This is a genomic window from Bacteroides sp. AM41-16, from assembly GCF_003603495.1.
GTDB lineage: Bacteria > Bacteroidota > Bacteroidia > Bacteroidales > Bacteroidaceae > Bacteroides > Bacteroides uniformis.
Genome location: NZ_QTNE01000022.1, coordinates 81,602 through 100,190, shown reverse-complemented (window position 1 = coordinate 100,190; position 18,589 = coordinate 81,602). Strand labels below are relative to the sequence as shown.

The following is an 18,589-nucleotide window of genomic DNA, read 5'->3' as shown; positions in this document are numbered from 1 at the left end:
GTTAATACTTTATTCCTTGCTGACACAGTTTAATTTACATCCTCTACCCTCATAAAGTACGGAAGCTTATTTTTTCAGTTAGGCTTCTCTTTCATCAATTACTAAGAATGAAAAAATTATTTCTTAATAACGAAGTATGGATATTCCTCAGGATTTTCGTGTCCGAAGAAGTCTACCATTGTGAACTTCAAGGTTGCAGTAACATCAGAAGTCGGTGGATTTTGTCCCAATCTTGAAGCAAATACAAATTCTTGAGTAGCCTCATCAAATGTTACAGTAAAGTATTCGTCATCCACATTGTTAGAAGCCAAGTGGCATTCTTTGATATTTGCAGCAACAAAAGCAGGCGTGTAGTCTATATCACCTTTCTTGAACTTCAGAATATTAGCAAGAGCAATTCTTATTACAGAAGTGTTATAAATTAAGTCTTCCTTAATTGGATTCTTCTTGGTATCAAAGTTCTTCCATTCAGAAGTGAAACCTTCACCGCATACAAGTCTCAGTTTGAAGTTCTGGGCAGCCGGGGCTTTTACAGTGTAAGAGTGGTCTGCCGTTTCTGATGAAACATTGCTGTACTTATAGGATACGGTTACATCGTACATCTTTCCTTCTGGTTTATCTGCAAACAGAGCTGCTGCTTTATCCTTGTCATTGTTTACATCGAGATAGAATCCATATCTATTAGCATTTGCCTTATCAGAGTAGAATACAATCTGCTTTTCTGCGCAAGTGAATGTATAGTTGAAGTCGATGATTGCGTTGGTAGGATCAGAAACGCCATTGAATGCTGTACCCAGATTATGGATAGTAGTAGTATTCCAGTTAGTTTCTGTTACTTCAACAACCTTTGCGCCTTCTTTGTCAAGTTGGTTGGTCTTAGCAGAGAATGCAGCAGGGAATTCTGGCATCTTCTTGGTTATTTCAATGGCAACTTTCTTAACTATTACATTCTTCTTACTATCGGTAAAGTTGAAATACATCTTATAAGTACCATTATCCTTGAACTTATCCAAATCACCCTTCAATGAAATAACTAACTTGCCTTCCTGTCTGTCGAAGTTTTTGGCGAAACCGTCATTGTCATTCGGATTATTCTCTATGTCAAATATCAAATTACCTTCCTCATATTCATCATATTTATCTTCAAACAGTTTCAGAAGTTCTTCGTCCAAATCAATCTCAACATCACGTTCGTAATTACCATCAGGAGCATTCCATACCGGTACGTAATCAGCCTTCAACGTAGTAGTCATAGCATCGATGTCGCCTACTGCTACATAGAATGCCTTACCGTCCGGGTCAACCAAAGAACCGTTATTATTTACTGCATATACGCGGAAACCGATAATGTCACCATCAGCCTTCTCTGCATTGATAGACATTTCAATCTTACGGTTTGTCGTAATTGTATTCAGTCCTTCGATATCTGCCTCATAAGAGTTCCATGCCGTGATTTCAGACGGAGCACTTTCTACGGCACGTTGCGCGTCGAGCACTACATAGAAACCATAGATACCACTGATATCCTCATCATTATAATTCAATTCTACGGTAAACTTTTCACCCACTTTTGTAGAGAAGAAAGAGTTCCTAGAACCTTCTTTGTCACGGTTATCGCCACCCCACCAAAGGTCTTGGTCTCTCCATGTGTCATATTTAGTAGTAGCATCAATAGATACATAAGAGCCGTTTTCCTCTATACGGTTTCCGTTTCCATCAACATTCCATGCATAGTCATAGAACAGCTTTTTGCTTGCATCAGCAGTTAAAGTTCCATCTTCAGCATACTGGAAACGGTTACGCAGATCATTCACATCCTTGTCGTTGACCTTGAAACTCAGTTTATACTGCGGTGTATATACAGAACCCAGTGTCAATTCATAACCGGTTGTCACACTACGTTCCACGTCACCCGGTTTGTCTGTTACTGCTACTGCGTAGAGAATATCCTTCAGTTTCTTCACCGGTTCGTCTTCAGCGTTGCCGCTCTTATAGTCAAACTTTGCAGCTTTCAGCAAATTCTCTTCTGTATAGTTGTCCTTGTTCAACTTGAATACGACTTTCCACAGACCATTAGAAGATACACCTCTGGTTACTGTGCCTTTGAACTGCTCCACTTTCTCAACAGTCACCAGTTCATCTAGATTGCCCAGTGCAGAATTGACAAATGAAATCTGTCCTTCGGTCAAGGTGGCATTAGCCGGTGACACACGAATCAATACAGAGTCGCTGATGAATGCTCTTTCACCTTTTTTGAACTCCTTTTGATTAATGATTTCATAAGAATTTGCCTCTACTTCGTCGGAGCTGCCTTTACCAAACACACGGTCTTCTACAGCTTCAGCAGTACGCAAATCCATTATAAAAGGCTCACCTTCAATAATATTGTCAGTTTTGCTGCCGAATGAATAACTCAACAATTCTACATGAGTAACAGCTTTACTGAATGCAGCAGAAATCAAGTCTAATTTAGCGCCTACAACTTCTGTTACTTGTGCTGCAATTTTTGCAGCCATTTCTTCTGTCAGCTCGCCAGCTTGCAATTTTTCCAAATCAGCTTTTAAAGCAGCAATGGCAGCATCGTTGGTTCCTTTATATTCATCCAAAGCGGCAATTTGTGCTTCAATGGCAGCTTTGTTCTTACCAATCTGTTCTGCATTGGCAGCGACATCAGCTTTCAAGGTAGTGATGCTGCTCTGCAAAGCTACATCTGCTGCTGCCAATTTTTCCAATGTTGCTTCAGTAGTAGTTTTGAACTGTTCCAAAGTCTGGATTCTACCTGAAATTTCAGCCAGTTTTTCTTCTATTGCTGCTATACCGGCTTTGTCGGCCTCTTGCAACTCGGCTTTGACTTTTTCCAATTCAGCCTTTGCTGCAGCAATAGCAGCTTCTTGTGCTGCAAGGGCAGCCTTTGAAGCCTCGTCTTTTGCAGCAGCGATTTCACTCTGCAAACCACTTTGTGCAGACTGCAAATTGCTGATTGAGCTCTCTACAGCAGTAATCTTGGCACTCAGACCATTTTGACCGTCGATTTGTTCCTGCAAGTTGTTGATGTCATCATCGTAGTCCTTACAAGACGTAAACGTTCCTGCAGTACCAACCATTAAGGCACTGAACAGGATTACACTTAGAAACTTCTTGTTCATAATTGAAAACTTTAAATTTATAAATTTAAAAAATAAAAAAGTGAATAATCTCTCATTTTATATTCCTTTCCCATATCTGTTTTGTTATATGATTTTCCGTTACTTCGCAGGTAATGAAATCCTGTTAATTCCGTTAATAATCAGGGAATAAGGAGAAAATAGACCGGTTTTGTTTGGAATAGTAAAAAACAGTCCGTTGGGATATTGGAAAGATAATATATAGTCTTAATCTCCAACATCATAGAAAAGCTGCAATAGAAATTATGAAGTGAAAAAGTCTCTAATTTTCAATATAAGATTCTATCTCTCAGTTTATTGCTTACGTTGGGAAACTTTTTGTAAAGCCAATATCAATCCGCTCCTCAAAACTTTGTTTGAAGACTATAAAAAAGAAACAACAAGTTTGCTCTACTTCCTCAAAAGAAGTAATCTCTTTTATACTGGATATCCTTCGTTTTTTACAAAAGAAATTACCTTCTGATTGGCTTCGTCAATCTTTCTGTTGCTGAAAGGCTTCAGATAGGTTTCCGTCACCGTGATGGAGGAGTGCCCCATGGCTTCCGATATGATTCCGGGGTGTATCTCGCAATGGTAGGCCATTGTGGCCCAGGTGTGTCTGGCTGCATAAGTAATATTTAGAAATGCAATAAAAAACAGAATGACGATAATTAAACGTAAAACGTTTATAATTAAGCATTTTGCAAGATTTGCAGAACAGACAGACCTGCAAAAGAAAACAAAATATTGCGACGTTTCAGTTACCAGACTGTTAGCCGCCTGTTTCGAAAACAACGGCAGGTAACCGAATTTTTACCGATAGGAACAAAGCAGATTTGTATTCACTGTTTATCAATGTTTTGCATGCCAAAGGACGCTTTTCAAAGGAGTATTTTTACAACCTAAAAAAGAGCGTTATGAAAGTGGAAAAATTCAAGGTGCTGCTCTACCTGAAAAAGAGCGAGCCGGACAAGACCGGCAAGGCCCCGATCATGGGACGGATCACCCTCAACCGCACGATGGCGCAGTTCAGCTGCAAGCTCTCCTGTACCCCCGGGCTATGGAACGCGCGTGAGAGCCGATTGAATGGCAAGAGCCGGGAAGCGGTGGAGACCAATGAAAAAATAGAGAGGCTGCTGCTTGCCGTACACTCGGCCTTCAATTCCCTCATGGAAAGGAAAAAGGATTTCGATGCCGCCGCGGTCAGGGACATGTTCCAGGGTAACGCGGGCATGCAGATGACCCTGCTCAAACTTCTCGACCGGCACAATGAGGAGATGAAGGCCCGTGTCGGCGTGGACCGTGCACCGACGACAATGTCGACCTACGTGTACACCCGGCGCACCCTTGCCGAATTCATCAAAACGGAATTCAAGGTCTCGGACCTCGCCTTCGGACAGCTCAACGAGCAGTTCATCCGTGACTATCAGGACTTCTGCCTGGAAAAGAAGAAACTGGCAATGGAGACGGTGCGCCATTACCTGTCCATCCTGAAAAAGATCTGCCGCATCGCCTACAAGGAGGGGCACTCGGAGAAATACCATTTCTGCCACTTCAAGCTGCCCAAGCAGAAGGAGACAACACCGAAAGCACTCAGCCGGGAGAATTTCGAGAAGCTACGCGATCTGGAGATACCGGAAAAACGCAGGTCACATGTCATCACCCGGGACCTCTTCCTCTTCGCCTGTTACACCGGCACCGCCTATGCCGATGCGGTAAGCATCACCCGGGAGAACCTCTTCCAGGATGACGAGGGCAGCCTCTGGCTGAAATACCGGCGGAAGAAGACCGACTACCTCGGACGCGTCAAGTTGCTGCCGGAAGCACTCGCGTTGATCGGGAAGTATCGTGACGATACCCGCATCACCCTCTTCCCGCCGCAGGACTACCATACGCTCAGGGCCAACATGAAATCCCTGCGCCTGATGGCGGGGCTGAGCCAGGACCTTGTCTACCACATGGGAAGGCATTCTTTCGCCTCATTGGTCACGCTCGAGGAGGGAGTGCCGATCGAGACCATCAGCAAAATGCTGGGACACTCCAACATAAAGACCACCCAGATATATGCCCGTGTAACTCCGAAGCGACTGTTCGAGGACATGGACAGGTTCGTCGAGGCAACCCGCGATTTGAAACTTATTCTTTAATCCTTAAACAATTAAACAATCATTATCATGCGCAGTACATTCAAGCTTTTATTCTACATCAACCGTAACAAGGTAAAATCGGACGGCACGACCGCCGTCCTCTGCCGGATCAGCATCGACGGAAAGAAATCGGCAGTCACGACAGGCATCTATTGCAAACCCGGAGACTGGGACAGCAAGAAGTGTGAAATCAAAACAGCCAGGGAGAACAACCGCCTTGCCGCCTTCCGAAGCCGGCTGGAAGAGGCGTATGGGAACCTGCTGAGGAACCAGGGAGTGGTCACGGCCGAGCTGCTCAAGACCACCGTATCCGGTGCCAATTCCGTGCCGGAATACCTCCTGCAGGCCGGAGAGGTGGAACGCGAACGGCTCAGGGTCCGCTCCAAGGAGATCAATTCCACCTCCACCTACCGCCAGTCGAAGACCACGCAGCTTAACCTCAGGCAGTTCATCGAATCCCGCGGGATGAAGGACATCGCCTTTTCGGACATCACCGAAGAGTTCGCCGAATCGTTCAAGGTCTTTCTCAAGAAGGAGCTGGGACACAGGAACGGACACGTGAACCACTGCCTGTGCTGGCTCAACCGGCTCATCTACATCGCCGTGGACCGGGAAGTATTGCGTGCCAACCCGATAGAGGACGTGGCATACGAGAGGAAAGAAGCACCTAAACTAAGGCATATCAGCCGCAGTGAACTGAAGCGGATGATGGAAACCCCGCTGCCCGACCCGATGATGGAGCTGGCGCGCAGGACGTTCATCTTCTCCTCGCTGACCGGTCTGGCCTACGCGGATACGAGGGCTCTCCATCCCCGTCACATCGGAACGACCTCGGAAGGAAGAAGGTATATCCGCATCCGCCGCGCCAAAACGGACGTGGAGGCGTTCATCCCGCTGCATCCCATAGCCGGACAGATACTGGATCTTTACAACACCACGGATGACGACAGGCCGGTATTCCCGCTGCCGGTCCGCGATGTCCTCTGGTACGAGGTACATGGAATGGGCGTGGCATTAGGCATGAAAGAGAACCTGTCCTACCACATGGCCCGGCATTCGTTCGGGACCCTGACACTGACCGCGGGCATTCCGATAGAGAGCATCGCCAGGATAATGGGCCATACGAATATCGACAGCACGCAGGTCTACGCTCAGGTCACCGACCGGAAGATATCCTCGGACATGGACCGGCTGATGGAAAGAAGAAAACCTGCGGCCGGCAAGGAAGCCGCAGGCTAAATAAAAAAATTGCCGCCGGAATTGTATTTACGATTCCGGCGGCAATCCTTAAACTTGAATACGATATTATACCAATGCTGCGTGATAGTTCTCCTCCAACAGCTTCTCGATGTCCGACTGCCTGTACAGGATCTTCCCGCCAAGCTGGATATAGGGAATCCGCCCTTGGTCCCTGTAATCCTGCAGGCACCTGCGGCTGATCCTCAACGTTCCGGAAAGCTCCCTGTCAGTCAGGAACCGTTCCCCGTTGAAGGGAGGACGGTTGTCACGGGCAAGACGCTCCACTTTTTTCTCCATGTTGTCCAGCAGGGCAAAGAACCTGCGGACACGTTCGTTCTCCTTGTCGATAATGCCTTCCATCTCTTCCGCTCTTTAAAGGTTTCCGTTCTTCCTTCCTTCTCTCATTGCCTTCTCCTTGCGTCTGATGCCGACGTAGGCCATCAGCTTCTCCACATCCTCTGGCTTATAATAGAACTTGCGCTGGAGGCGGGTGAACGCCAGCCGTCCGGTATCGCGGAGTGTCTGCAGGGTACGTGGCGAGATGTCAAGGCGCAGGCAGACATCCTGGCCGTCCAGTCACTCTCCGAGTTCCTTACAGCGGTTTCTCTCATACAATCTGTCCACATGTGCGGACAGGTTCTCGGCGCGTGCCAGCATCCTCTCAAGGACACCGGCCTCGATGTAGCATATTTCCATATTTTTCAACTTGTTTAAATGTCAGTGCGAATATAAGGGAAGAAACCATGAGAGGCAAGCGCGACCGGCACACTGGCAGGAATAGTCATGGATAGTCGGTTTTTGTCATATGGGAAGGAAAAATACTCCGTAGCCGGTCGGTTTTCACGACCCCCTTTGGAAAACCTGAAGGACGGGTGCGTCACGACGATGAAAAAAGAAAAATCCCCACCGGAAGTGAAGCGACCCCAAACCGGCAGGGAGTGTAATAATAAAGGAACGGACTGTTCAGCCCTTGATGTAACCGTACTTTTTCAGGTCGTCCATGAAATGCTCCGGCGTATCGGTCCTCACCGTCACCCCGTGCAGTTCCCTGTACCGCCCGGAGAAATTCACCATGTACTCCCCGTCGGTGCACCCGCTGTCAAACCAGCTGCCCTCACGCAGGACGCGTACAAACTCGGAAGGGCCGGAGGCGGCAATCCTGCCGCCATCCGCCAAAATACCTGATCTCGTTTTTTTTATTATCGGTATTTCAAATGTCTCAAAAGCCTCTTTGACAGGTTACCATCCGGGATGATCGCCTGAATTCGCATGTACCGGATTTTCTATTTACCAGATTCCATAATGGTTCCTGCCATCCGTTTTTTCTCTGCGGCTGTCGCTTTTTTCCTCGTGGCATCATGGTCTGTTACCGGATAGGAAAAGCCATCTCCATCACAACCATGAATTATAGTGTAGCCATATTTGTATATAGCCGTATGATACGCTATCCGGATAATGCTATCACAGAATTGCGATATAGCCGGATATCAAAATAGGGATAGCCGGGAGCGAAGGGAGCACGCATCCTTCCGGATATAGATATCTCAAAATCTCCATTTGCAGAAGTGTATAAATATCAATCCATTAATGGAGACGATGAAGAAAAACAATAAGGCGTATACGGCTACCTGTTATTCTCCATTTACAGATGTGTAGAAGTTTCAATCCATTAATGGAGACGATGAAAAAACAATAAGGCGTATACGGCTACCTGTTATTCTCCATTTGCAGAAGTGTAGAAGTAGCAATCCGTTAATGGAGACGATGAAAAAACAATAAGGCGTATACGGCTACATGTCATTCTCCATTTGCAGAAGTGTAGAAGTAGCAATCCGTTAATGGAGACAATGAAGAAAAAACATAAGTCGTACACGGCTACATGCCCATTCTCCATTTGCAGAAGTGTAGAAGTAGCAATCCATTAATGGACAATAGGGCATGTAAAGGGCAGATTTTCCGTATATTCGCCTCCTTATCCCCGAATTATGGGCGTAAGTCACATGGTCATGGAGATATATCTATCCTTTAATGGGGAGAACAGCCGGCAAATATCTGATGGAAAAGCCCCACAAACCACAGGAAAATAGCCACACAATGGTCTGATACACAATAATTATTGGAGAAACATGGTCCGCTCCTGCGGACAGCAAGTTGTGTTTTCGTTAAACGAAAACCGGACGGTTTAACGGCAATTAAGCCGCTAAACCGTCCGCTTCCTAAGCTCCGAAGTCGCTTGATTTGTCATTACGGGTTATTCAAATAAATATATTAGTTTGTTCTTTTGCTGTCAGGATCGTGATTTTACTATCCTGATAGGAAACCGTTAATTTCCTTTAAATGACTTGCCTCCTCCCAATTGCATCACATGAGTGTAAAATCATGGATGCGGCTATCAGCATGTCCATACTGTTAAATGTTAAATATCCCAATTATCCAAAATCCTTTTCCTTCTTTACCATTATAATACAGTAGTAAACTAAAAACAAGGAATAATGATGGATAGGAAAAAGAAAAGGTTGCTTTCTCCATTGTTGGAGCGGACACAGGATGCGTTGAAAGGACAACGTAGCATGCAAACATTGGAGAACTACCATAGTAGGATATACGTCGGCTGTTCGCAAAACCACCCGTACTGTGGAGAATGGCTGCCAAACCAAGTTTTCCGAAGGCGGGGCCTGCGGCCTATACGTGGTGCGGGGCACTCAAACAGTCTATTCCAACGTGAAACTGACAGCCGAGAGAGATGCCGACACGGGCGGTCTCGTATGGAAAACTGAAAGTCCGACACCGCTCGCAGGCGGGCTGTTGGACGAACACTATTATTTCTACTATCCCTATCAGGCACGAGCCTCAATACTGGGGCAGGGCGGCTGTTCGCCTTCATCATTACGGTGAACGAGTTAACCGTGCCCGGCTTGTCGGTGCGGAGCGAAACATACACCATCTCCGACAATAAGACCTGCCATATCCTGGAGTCTGTCTGCCCGTGATGTTATCCTCTCATCGAATTCCTGTACTCACTCGGGCTCATTCCATAGTACTTCCTGAACACCTCCCTGAAATATCTGACATCGGAGAACCCCGAGTCATCCGAGATTTCCGTTATCGAACAGTCTTTTTCCCTGAGCAGTTGTGCCGCATATTGCAGCCGCATGGAGCGGATATAGTCAGCCGGGGCATGGCCGGTGAGCGCCTTCAACTTGTTGAAAAATCCGGTGCGGCTCATGTTCTGCATGCCACAGAGCATGTCCACACAGAAACCGGGGTTGTCGATATTCTTCATGACGCATTCCCTTACGGAGGCCATGAATTTCCAGTCCCGGGTATTGTGGCAGTCCGGCGGAACCTGTCCGACTCCGTCCTCAAGACCGGCGTATGCCCGTCTGAGCAGTGCCCGGTTTGCCAGTATGTTCCTGATATTCGCCCTGAGCACGTTTATGCTAAACGGTTTGGTGATATAGGCGTCAGCTCCGTTTTCCAGCCCCTCCAGCATGTCCTTCTCATCTCCCAAGGCGGTCAGCAGCATGACCGGGATATGGGATGTCTCAATATCGGATTTGACGGACGCGCAAAGTTCGTCCCCTCCCATTTCAGGCATCATAACGTCCGAAAGTATCAGGTCCGGATTGTATTCTCTCGCCACAAGCAGCGCGTCCCGTCCGTTGGAACAGGTTTGGACCAGGTATTCCTCTTTCAGCAGCCCCTCAAGGTAGGTCCGCAAATCGTCATTGTCCTCCACAATAAGAATACGCTGCCGGTCCCCGCCGGTCATTGTTGGAAGGATCTCACGCATGGGGCCGCAATCCGGTCCCATGCGGGTTTCCCCGGTATCCTGTTTCCTGGGCGAAGCAACGGGGCATGCCTTGTCAAGGCGTCTGCTCCTCAGGGGAAAAATAACACATACCATGGTCCCCTTCCCCTCGGTACTGGTAACGCGGACCCTGCCTCCGTGCAGCCTTACCAGCCTATGTACCATCATCAGTCCGACACCGTTTCCCGCCACTTGCAGATTGACGGCATTACTGCCCCTGAAATGGTTCCTGAACAGTTTCTTCCGTTCCTCAGGTGGAATGCCAATCCCCGTGTCTTCCACTTCCACACCCCATACATGCCGGTCCGCGAAGGCACGGACCTGGATACTCCCGCCCCGTGGAGTGTACTTCAGTGCGTTGGACAGTATATTCTTCAATATAGAGTCCATTTTGTCCTTGTCAAACCGGACATTCAGGTAAGGGAAGCCGCTCTCACGGGTGATATCGATGTCCCTGATGGAGGCATATGTGCGGAATGCCTCACAGGTCGTCTCCAGATAACTGTTGAGCTCATATTCCGAGACATGAAGTCTCAAGGTGTAGTTGTCCGTACTCTCGAAATCTATCAGGCTGGTGACCAATCCCAGAAGTCCGTCCACGCTTTTCAGGGCCATCCGTACATTGTCCATCCCCTCCGCCTTCACCATGTCTTTCTCCACCACCTCTTCCAGCGGAGCCTTGATCAGCGTAAGCGGAGTACGGACATCATGGGCAGTATGTATGAAGAAGCACGTCTTTTCGTCTGATATCCTTTTCTGCCTGCGCAACATGGCAACACGAAAAGACACCACCCCAGCCAACACACACAATGACGCATATCCGGCAATGGCCCATGTACCCGCCCACAGCGGCCGGGCGACACTCAGACCGAGGCTTCTTTCCTCATACACCTTGTATTTCTCCTCATTGGAGACGGCACGGATACGCAGGGTGTAGTTGCCTGGGGGCAGGCTCGTGAACTGTATCCGCCCGCTCTGGACCGGATGGCTCCAGCCCTCGTAGAGCCCCTCCAATTTCCATGAATATAGGATGTTCGAGGGATAGTCGTAGTTGATGGAGACAGCTTCCAGGGAGAAGGTATTCTGGTCATATGCAAGTTCCAGCCTGACGGTATTGTCAATATCCTCCCTCAAGGGGGATCCCTTGTCCCCGGGATAGACGGGGCGGTAGGAGATCATGAAATCCCGCAGGAGCATCCGAGAAAAATGCGGGGCGGGTATCCTCATGTCGGAGGGGAACATGACGGCTCCGGTGTTACTCCCGAACACGAAGCTTTCCCCGTGCCGGAAAGTGGATACCCCGGCATTGAGGCATACGCTTGCCAGCCCTTGTTCTGCCGTCCAGTTTCTGAAAGTGCCGCTCTCACGCCGGAACAGGGCCACGCTGTTTTCGGTCCCCAGTAGCAGGGTGCCGTCCGCACGGGGGACAATGGTATGGATGTTATTGGATATCAGGGCGCAGTTCTCGGTCTGGTATTGGCGGACGAACCTGTCCTCCACGCTGTCATAGACGAGAAGTCCCGCCCCGCCGGTGCCGATATACAGGAGCCCGTCCGGTGCCTGGTACAGTGCATAGACATGAACCGCCTCGACTGGAAATGCGATATGTCTGCAGGTCCCCCCGTGCCCGTCAAGCAGGTACAACCCCATGCCGGTACCGATCCACATCCATTCCGGAGCCTTCTCCAGTATGGCGGTGATGGGGCCCGGGACCGGGTACAGGCGTACTGTGCCGTCATGGGGATCGAAACGTTTGAGATTGTGGCAGCCCCCTGTCCATATACATCCTCCAGAATCTTTTCCGATGTCATTGATATACTGGTCTGGACGCCCCTCTGCTGCAAAGGAGGGGGGAAAGTATTCCACCCTCTCGGTTTTCTTTTCGATCCTGTACAGGCCCGAAGCGTACCCGCCGGCGCAGATGACACCCGGCGAGACCTCGCAGAGCGTCAGGAAGATATGGTTCCCGCCATCCTGTATCCCATCGGACCGGCTGAGAAAGGAGCGCCACCGTCCTACCGCAGGCTGCAGCAGGCTGATCCCGTTGCTGGTGGCGAACCACAAGTCGCCTTCGCTGTCTTCGATGACATCGTGCACCTGGTCGTTAACCAGCGACCGGCTGTTGCCCGGTGAGTGCCGGAACCATTCATAGCTCTGGTAGCGGTTATTCCGGATTGTGACTCCGGCGGGGTAGTTGGCAAGCCAGATACGGTCCCCGCCATCCACATAAATGTCATTGATATTGTCTCCGTTCATGCCGTTGTGGCTGGCGTAGTCGGCAGTTATATAGGGTTTGGGCACTAGCGAGTCCATATCCATCCTGTATACCCCCCTTCCGCCCGTGGCTATCAGCAGCTCCCGGTCATTGAGAGGGGTGATCCGGTTGACGGCCACATTCCGCAGCGTACTGCCTGCGGACACTCCGTATACAAGTATGCCTTTCCTGAAGGTTCCCACGAACAGTTTCTTCGAACCGGGGTGGTAGTAGAGTTCGCTGACCGGCGTCCGGATGCTGTCCGTGTCCGCAAGCGCCTCAAGGACACCGTCCCTTTCCCGTACCGGAAAAAGTCCGTTCACGGTACCGATGAAAAGGTTTGTACCGTCCGTCTCGCTGATAGCGGTTATATCACCTCTTAAACGGGAGACCAGCCGCTGCGCAATGCCTGTGCGGGTGTCATAGCGGATGATATGGTCACCCTGACAGAGCCATATGCGGTCCCCACGGTCCATATAGGCGTAACAGAGCATGCCCGTGGCGAAGTCATCCTGAAGACCGGGTATCCTGTATACCATCCGGAAACGGTCATGGAGGGTGTCGTAATGGAAAATACGGCCTTTCCTTCCCACAACCCACAGCGTGTTCTCCGTGTCGGTGTAGAGCCAGTTCAGATTGACTTGCGGGGCCACCTTCAGATTGCCGTCAAGAACAGTGTAATGCCTGATCCGCTTGCCGTCATAACGGTCCATCCCCTCCTGGGTGAGGAACCACATGTATCCCCTCCCGTCTTTTTGGATACGGTAAATCCTCCGGTTACTCAATCCGTCCTCTATTCCCAAGTATTTATATATCTGGGCTCCGCACATGGAGGAAATTCCCAGCATAAGGAATGCGGACAGTATTCTTCCCATATTCCGAACACGTGTCATTCTGATGTAAATTAGACAATAACTGTTGCAAATATATAAAAATATAAATTAATATACAAATTTAAACATAACCTCGGATGTCGGCATCAGGCGGTATGTCCTCAATGTCATGTACCCCGGAAAATAGCTGCATACGGGACCGGCCCATGATATGAACATATTCCGAGAGGCGGTTGTTCAATTGACCCGACGGAATTATGGCTTGCCGGGCTCGGGACTGTCCGCAAGGGTACGTTGGTCCGGTGTGCGGAATACCATCCATACCTCCGGTCCGAATTTATATCCGCGGGTGGTACAGGTGCCGGTCGAGGTTTGGCAGCCCCCAATAAAGCGGGCCGAATTGTTTGTAAGCACTCTTACCCTCATGCCCGATTTATAGATAATCTTCCAACAGTAAGAAGTTATAATTCGCATTTAAGAACAATGGCGGGCATTTCTTGTTAATATTATAATCATATAAAAGAGGCGCATCCGTTAGTGCCAGATTTGTTCACCACTTTCATCGTTGCGTATCGTATTGCGAGTTGTCCGTATCAGATGTTTATCCCCTCTTTCTTAAGACTTCCTGAGAACTGCCTGGGAAAGGACGGCTTTCCGCATTGCGACTTCATCCACAGCCCTTGGCGGTATAGCCATGCCTTTCACGGGGACTACGGTTGATTCATGCGACACAGCAGATTCCGGTGCTATAACAGGGTTGCCTACATACTTGTGCCTCTTTTCAGCTTGCTGTCCAGGTCCGAGTTGCGCACTTTACCCGCAGGTTGGACGGTTGTACATAACAATATTGATCTTTTTGGGGGCTAAAAGTCGAATATCCCCTTAAAAACAAGGAGCTGACGCATGTGTACAGCCCCTTATTTTTTTGTATAGCCCGGCCTCCTCTGGCATATTGCCGTTGCTTCCATCTGTAACAAGCAAAATCAGAATCTATATGCGGAACTTTTTGTTCCCGTAGCTGAGAAATTCCTTCGTGGCGTATTTCACACTGAATGGTCCGTAGTCACCGAGAGCCGAATGCGCAATTTGCTTGTCCGGTTCTGTCACATGCTCGACAGGTTCTCCCGTAGTATCAGTATCCTTGTATGACATAAGCTGCATGTTGGCGATGGCTGCCCCGGTAGCCGCCGCACGCAATTTCCTGAACGCATAGGAGAGGATTCCGTCCATCATTGACCAGTACAAGGCGAAGAACGAGGTGCAGGAAAAGGAGGTCCCACAGTTGTAGGAGATAGCCGGGAAGGTATGGAAGAAGGAGGACGAACTGAGACAGTTGAAGTCCGAACTTGCAGCACTCGACCGAAAGATACAGTTGGAGCTTGAGCCGCCTACGCCCGAAGTCGCCGAAAAGGAGAATGACGGACAGGAGGTCAAACCGGATGCGGAAGGTGTACGAAACGTAGCTCCACAACACACCGAAGATGTGCCGCAGATACGCAGCCCGGTGAATGAACGCAGTCCGTCTGGCAATTTTATTGCCGACCATATCATCATCGGGCGGCCGGGATTCAACGTCCGTGACGAGTGCAAACCGAAAGGTATAAAAATGTGAACGAGTGTGCGGATATATATGGCAGGATTGGGAACATACCATTCCTTTTCCTGCCTTTTTCCATCAATATGACATAATGGCAAGGATACCATACAACAAGCCCTCGATTATATCAAAATAGGGTGTTGAAAGTAAATCGTCATGGCAAATCCGCCATATATTCAGTATTTTCGCTAATTTTGCATTCAAAATAGTTAGGCATAATAAAATGGAACCATCTATATACAGTTATTCACTTTGTATTGCGCTACCGTTGATGTTGTTCTTCGGCTTTTATTTTTTGTTGGCTCCAACCCCGGAAAAAGCCATTTTCAATAATTATCTGCGTTCCCGGCGAATTATGGGGGTAGCCATACTGTTACTTGCCGCCAACTATTCGGTACATTTCTTTTTTGGGATCAGGTTCAAGAATACCGATGCCGCCATCCTGATGAACCTGTCCACCTATTTTTTGTGCTACTGGTTGTTCAGTTCGGGCCTCACCACTCTGCTTGACCGCTTTTATATCACCAAATGTCGGTTACGGACGCATATCTGTCTATGGATACTGTTTTCCATCCTTTCCGGCATCGTTCTGCTGTTGTTACCAAAAGGTGGTTTACAGACAACGGTGATGTTTGCCTTGGCCGCATGGTTGGTTATCTATGGGCTGTTCTTGACCCGTAGGCTTCTCCGGGCCTATCACAGGGTCATCCGCATTTTCGATGACACCCGTGCGGACGACATCGGTGCCTATATCAAATGGCTTTCCATTTTCACCTACTGGGCTGTCACATTCGGGGTGGGATGCGGACTGCTGACATTCCTGCCTGATGAATACATCTATATCTGGATTCTGTCATCGGTACCGTTCTACATTTATCTCTTCCTTTGCTATCTGAACTATCTGCTGTTTTACGAACAGGTGGAAAACGCGATGGAGGATGGCATGACTTCTGAAGAGGAAGACCTGTGTGACACCACAAACCGGGAACAGGCACAGAGGCAGGATACTCCTTTTTTCCATGCCGAAATGGCGAAAAAAATCAAAGGTTGGATCGATGCGGACGGTTATATCCGGCCCGGCCTTACCATAAAGGAGCTTTCAGATGTGCTTCATACCAACCGCACCTACCTGTCCGGGTACATCAAAACTACGTATGACATGTCGTTCCGCGATTGGATTACCGGACTTCGTATAGAATATGCGAAACGTCTGCTTGCGCGATATCCGAGGTTGACGATAGCCGACATCTCCGAGAAATCCGGTTTTTTGTCACCAAGCCATTTTATAAGGCTGTTCAAGGAAAATGCAGGCTGTACCCCTGTCAAATGGAGGAAAACAGAGGCGGAATAATACGGTGTGTGGATGGGGAAAATAGACCAAACGACAAAAAAATAGTCTGAACGACAAAACCAAAATGTTCTAAATCACAAAGATGTGCGATTCTGACAATTGAGACATTTTTTATAGGCAAGAATCGGGCTGAATTTAAATCTTTTCGCTTATTTTGTATGTTAAGTCTGGATTGGAAATTTAAAAAGCATATAAAAAATGAGCAAAAGAATCCTATTCTTCATTTTGTTTTCGTGGCTGGCACCGGCAGCTTTTCCGGCTTTTGCGCAGCAGAAAACAGACACAGTTTACACCTTCCGCTTCGTTCCGCAGAAGGACATGTTCTACGTGCCTTGGAATGGCAATGACACGGAACTTGCCCGCCTGTTGGAATGTATCGAAAACAACAAAACCACAATTCTTGACGGCAAGCTGCCGCTACTGGTTGACGGATACTGTAATTCACTGGGCAGTGAAGCCGAGAACCTTGCCACGGCGAAGATCCGTGCCAACCGTGTGAAATCCGAACTGATTATCCGTGCGGAAATAAAAGAGGAGAATTTCATTACCCGCAACCATGCGACTGAGGGTGATTTTGTCACCGTGCGCCTGACGGTACCGGTAAAGGGAACTGCCGCGACGGATGCGGAAGCACGACGCAAGGCGGAAACCGAACGACTGGAAGCCGAGAAGCGTGCCGAACAGGAACGGCTTGCCGAAGAGCAGCGCAAGGCGGAAGAAGCCCGACTTGCCGCTGAAAAGGCAGAAGCCGAGAAAGCCGCTCAACAAAATACACTTGCCGACACGCCGTCGGAAACCAAAATCACAACTGATTATCATCTCTCCCTGCGTGCCAACCTGCTGCGCTGGGCTACCCTGACACCAGATCTTGGCGTGGAATGGCGCATCTGCCCATCGTGGGGCATTGCCGTAAACGGCTCGTGGACTTCATGGACGTGGAGCGACAAGGACCACCGCTATGCACTCTGGGAAGTGGCTCCGGAAGTGCGTTACTATATGGGTGAGAAGAAAGCCTGGTATCTGGGCGCGATGTTCAAGGCCGGACAGTTCAACTACAAGCTCTCCGAAACAGGCAAGCAGGGCGACCTGATGGGTGGCGGCATCACCGCCGGCTATCAGCTGCGGCTGAACAAGGCACTGGCTCTTGATTTCAACCTCGGTTTGGGCTACCTGAATGCCGATTTCGAAAAATATGAAGTCATCGACGGTGTACGTGTACGCCGCGGCAACGAGACAAAAGATTGGTGTGGTCCCATCAATGCCGGTGTGACATTGGTATGGAAGTTATTCTAATACGGAGGAATAGAATATGAAAGCAAGACAATATATAAATATGATGGGAATGGCAGCCGCCGTGCTGCTCTCTTCCTGCGTGAAGGACACGCTTTATGACACGCCGCATCCCGACTACGGGAAGATTGCGGTGACAGCCGACTGGTCGGCCCGCGGTGAAGGTATCGACATACCTGCCACATGGACGGTCACCATGGGTGACTATACGGGTACGGAGACTTCCGCCACCCATGCCCCCGACCATCTGTTTGCTCCGGGCAGCTACACCCTTGCGGTGTGGAACCCGGCTGAAGGAATCACGGTGAACGGCACCACAGCCACCATTGCCGCAGCCACGGGAACCCGGGCAGGCACGGATACCTTTGTGAACAATGCCCCGGGATGGTTCTTCACCTATACGGAACAGGTGACCATCGAGAAAGACAAGGACTATCCGCTGACCGCCGCAATGAAGCAGCAGGTACGCGAACTGACGCTTGTCGTCGAACCTACTGGTGATGCCGCCGGACGCATCACGGAGATTGTTGCCCATCTGACGGGTGCAGCCCGAACACTCAATTTCGCTACTGATACCTACGGAGCCGCTTCGAACGTCGTGCTGCCCTTCACCAAGATTACCGAAGGTGACGATGCTGGCAAGTGGAAAGCCACGGTGCGGCTACTGGGTGTGACAGGCACGGAACAACTGCTGACGGGTGAAATCCGCTATGCTGACGGCAACCCGACCCCCACCACGCTGAAAAGCGACCTCACGGAAGCCCTCAAGGAGTTCAACACCGGAAAGGGCGCATCGCTGACCCTCGGCGGAACGCTGGTTGAGACTCCCGAAGGCATGGAAGTGGACGGAGCCGAAATCAACGGCTGGGAAGAAGTGAAAGGTGATGATGTAAATGCCGATTTGTAACTAATATAATGACAGAT

General features: G+C 49.1%; 14 protein-coding genes and 1 pseudogene. 7 read left to right on the top strand and 8 right to left on the bottom strand.

The features are described from left to right. Positions 1 to 116 precede the first annotated feature (116 nt). Both DW896_RS17560 and DW896_RS21775 read right to left on the bottom strand, forming a co-directional pair. Positions 117 to 3,146 (bottom strand): cell surface protein, encoded by a 3,030-nt coding sequence (locus tag DW896_RS17560; protein ID WP_008661887.1) that lies wholly within the window; start codon positions 3,144 to 3,146, stop codon positions 117 to 119. 435 nt (positions 3,147 to 3,581) lie between these two features. Beyond that, positions 3,582 to 3,746 carry a hypothetical protein gene (locus DW896_RS21775; RefSeq protein WP_305764576.1) on the bottom strand — a complete coding sequence of 55 codons (165 nt, stop codon included), beginning with the start codon at positions 3,744 to 3,746 and terminating at the stop codon, positions 3,582 to 3,584. A 314-nt stretch (positions 3,747 to 4,060) separates the two neighbouring features. Here DW896_RS21775 and DW896_RS17550 point away from each other — a divergent pair, with 314 nt between their 5' ends. Both DW896_RS17550 and DW896_RS17545 read left to right on the top strand, forming a co-directional pair. Continuing rightward, the gene (locus tag DW896_RS17550) at positions 4,061 to 5,290 is read left to right on the top strand and encodes a site-specific integrase (protein ID WP_008670537.1); all 1,230 of its coding nucleotides are present in this window, start codon (positions 4,061 to 4,063) and stop codon (positions 5,288 to 5,290) included. Between the two features lie 27 nt (positions 5,291 to 5,317). Then, entirely contained in the window at positions 5,318 to 6,529 is a 1,212-nt protein-coding gene (locus DW896_RS17545; protein WP_005825818.1) for a site-specific integrase, read from the top strand. 66 nt (positions 6,530 to 6,595) lie between these two features. On the opposite strand, the gene DW896_RS17540 is transcribed toward DW896_RS17545, so the two are convergent. From DW896_RS17540 to DW896_RS21545, 3 genes are all read right to left on the bottom strand, one after another. Continuing rightward, positions 6,596 to 6,889: a helix-turn-helix domain-containing protein gene (locus DW896_RS17540; RefSeq protein ID WP_005641696.1), complete on the bottom strand. Its 294-nt coding sequence runs from the start codon at positions 6,887 to 6,889 to the stop codon at positions 6,596 to 6,598. Between the two features lie 12 nt (positions 6,890 to 6,901). Beyond that, positions 6,902 to 7,105 carry a helix-turn-helix domain-containing protein gene (locus DW896_RS17535; RefSeq protein ID WP_074668675.1) on the bottom strand — a complete coding sequence of 68 codons (204 nt, stop codon included), beginning with the start codon at positions 7,103 to 7,105 and terminating at the stop codon, positions 6,902 to 6,904. A 387-nt stretch (positions 7,106 to 7,492) separates the two neighbouring features. Beyond that, entirely contained in the window at positions 7,493 to 7,705 is a 213-nt protein-coding gene (locus tag DW896_RS21545; protein WP_005825814.1) for a hypothetical protein, read from the bottom strand. A 1,458-nt stretch (positions 7,706 to 9,163) separates the two neighbouring features. On the opposite strand from DW896_RS21545, the gene DW896_RS21540 reads away from it, so the two are divergent. Continuing rightward, entirely contained in the window at positions 9,164 to 9,424 is a 261-nt protein-coding gene (locus DW896_RS21540) for a hypothetical protein (protein WP_165859734.1), read from the top strand. Positions 9,425 to 9,521: 97 nt separating this feature from the next. Here the strand turns inward: DW896_RS21540 and DW896_RS17515 are convergent, their stop codons facing one another. The 3 genes from DW896_RS17515 to DW896_RS17505 form a co-directional block, all read right to left on the bottom strand. Continuing rightward, the gene (locus DW896_RS17515) at positions 9,522 to 13,487 is read right to left on the bottom strand and encodes a hybrid sensor histidine kinase/response regulator transcription factor (protein ID WP_117689364.1); all 3,966 of its coding nucleotides are present in this window, start codon (positions 13,485 to 13,487) and stop codon (positions 9,522 to 9,524) included. Between the two features lie 195 nt (positions 13,488 to 13,682). Next, entirely contained in the window at positions 13,683 to 13,853 is a 171-nt protein-coding gene (locus tag DW896_RS21535) for a hypothetical protein (protein ID WP_008643590.1), read from the bottom strand. Between the two features lie 564 nt (positions 13,854 to 14,417). Beyond that, positions 14,418 to 14,624, bottom strand: coding sequence for a hypothetical protein (locus DW896_RS17505; protein ID WP_229066725.1), 207 nt, complete (start codon positions 14,622 to 14,624; stop codon positions 14,418 to 14,420). On the opposite strand from DW896_RS17505, the pseudogene DW896_RS21770 reads away from it, so the two are divergent. The 4 genes and pseudogenes from DW896_RS21770 to DW896_RS17485 form a co-directional block, all read left to right on the top strand. Beyond that, positions 14,590 to 15,039 (top strand): annotated as a pseudogene (locus DW896_RS21770) (DNA methylase); the annotation flags it as partial. The gene DW896_RS17505 and the pseudogene DW896_RS21770 sit on opposite strands and share 35 nt — an antisense overlap. Positions 15,040 to 15,247: 208 nt before the next feature. Next, positions 15,248 to 16,375 carry an AraC family transcriptional regulator gene (locus tag DW896_RS17495; RefSeq protein WP_077153708.1) on the top strand — a complete coding sequence of 376 codons (1,128 nt, stop codon included), beginning with the start codon at positions 15,248 to 15,250 and terminating at the stop codon, positions 16,373 to 16,375. Between the two features lie 198 nt (positions 16,376 to 16,573). Beyond that, on the top strand, positions 16,574 to 17,668 hold the full coding sequence (locus DW896_RS17490; protein ID WP_117512134.1) for a DUF3575 domain-containing protein: 1,095 nt from the start codon (positions 16,574 to 16,576) through the stop codon (positions 17,666 to 17,668). A 16-nt stretch (positions 17,669 to 17,684) separates the two neighbouring features. Further along, a complete protein-coding gene (locus DW896_RS17485) occupies positions 17,685 to 18,572 on the top strand; it encodes a FimB/Mfa2 family fimbrial subunit (protein WP_117589731.1) in 888 nt (295 codons plus the stop codon). Positions 18,573 to 18,589: the final 17 nt, after the last annotated feature.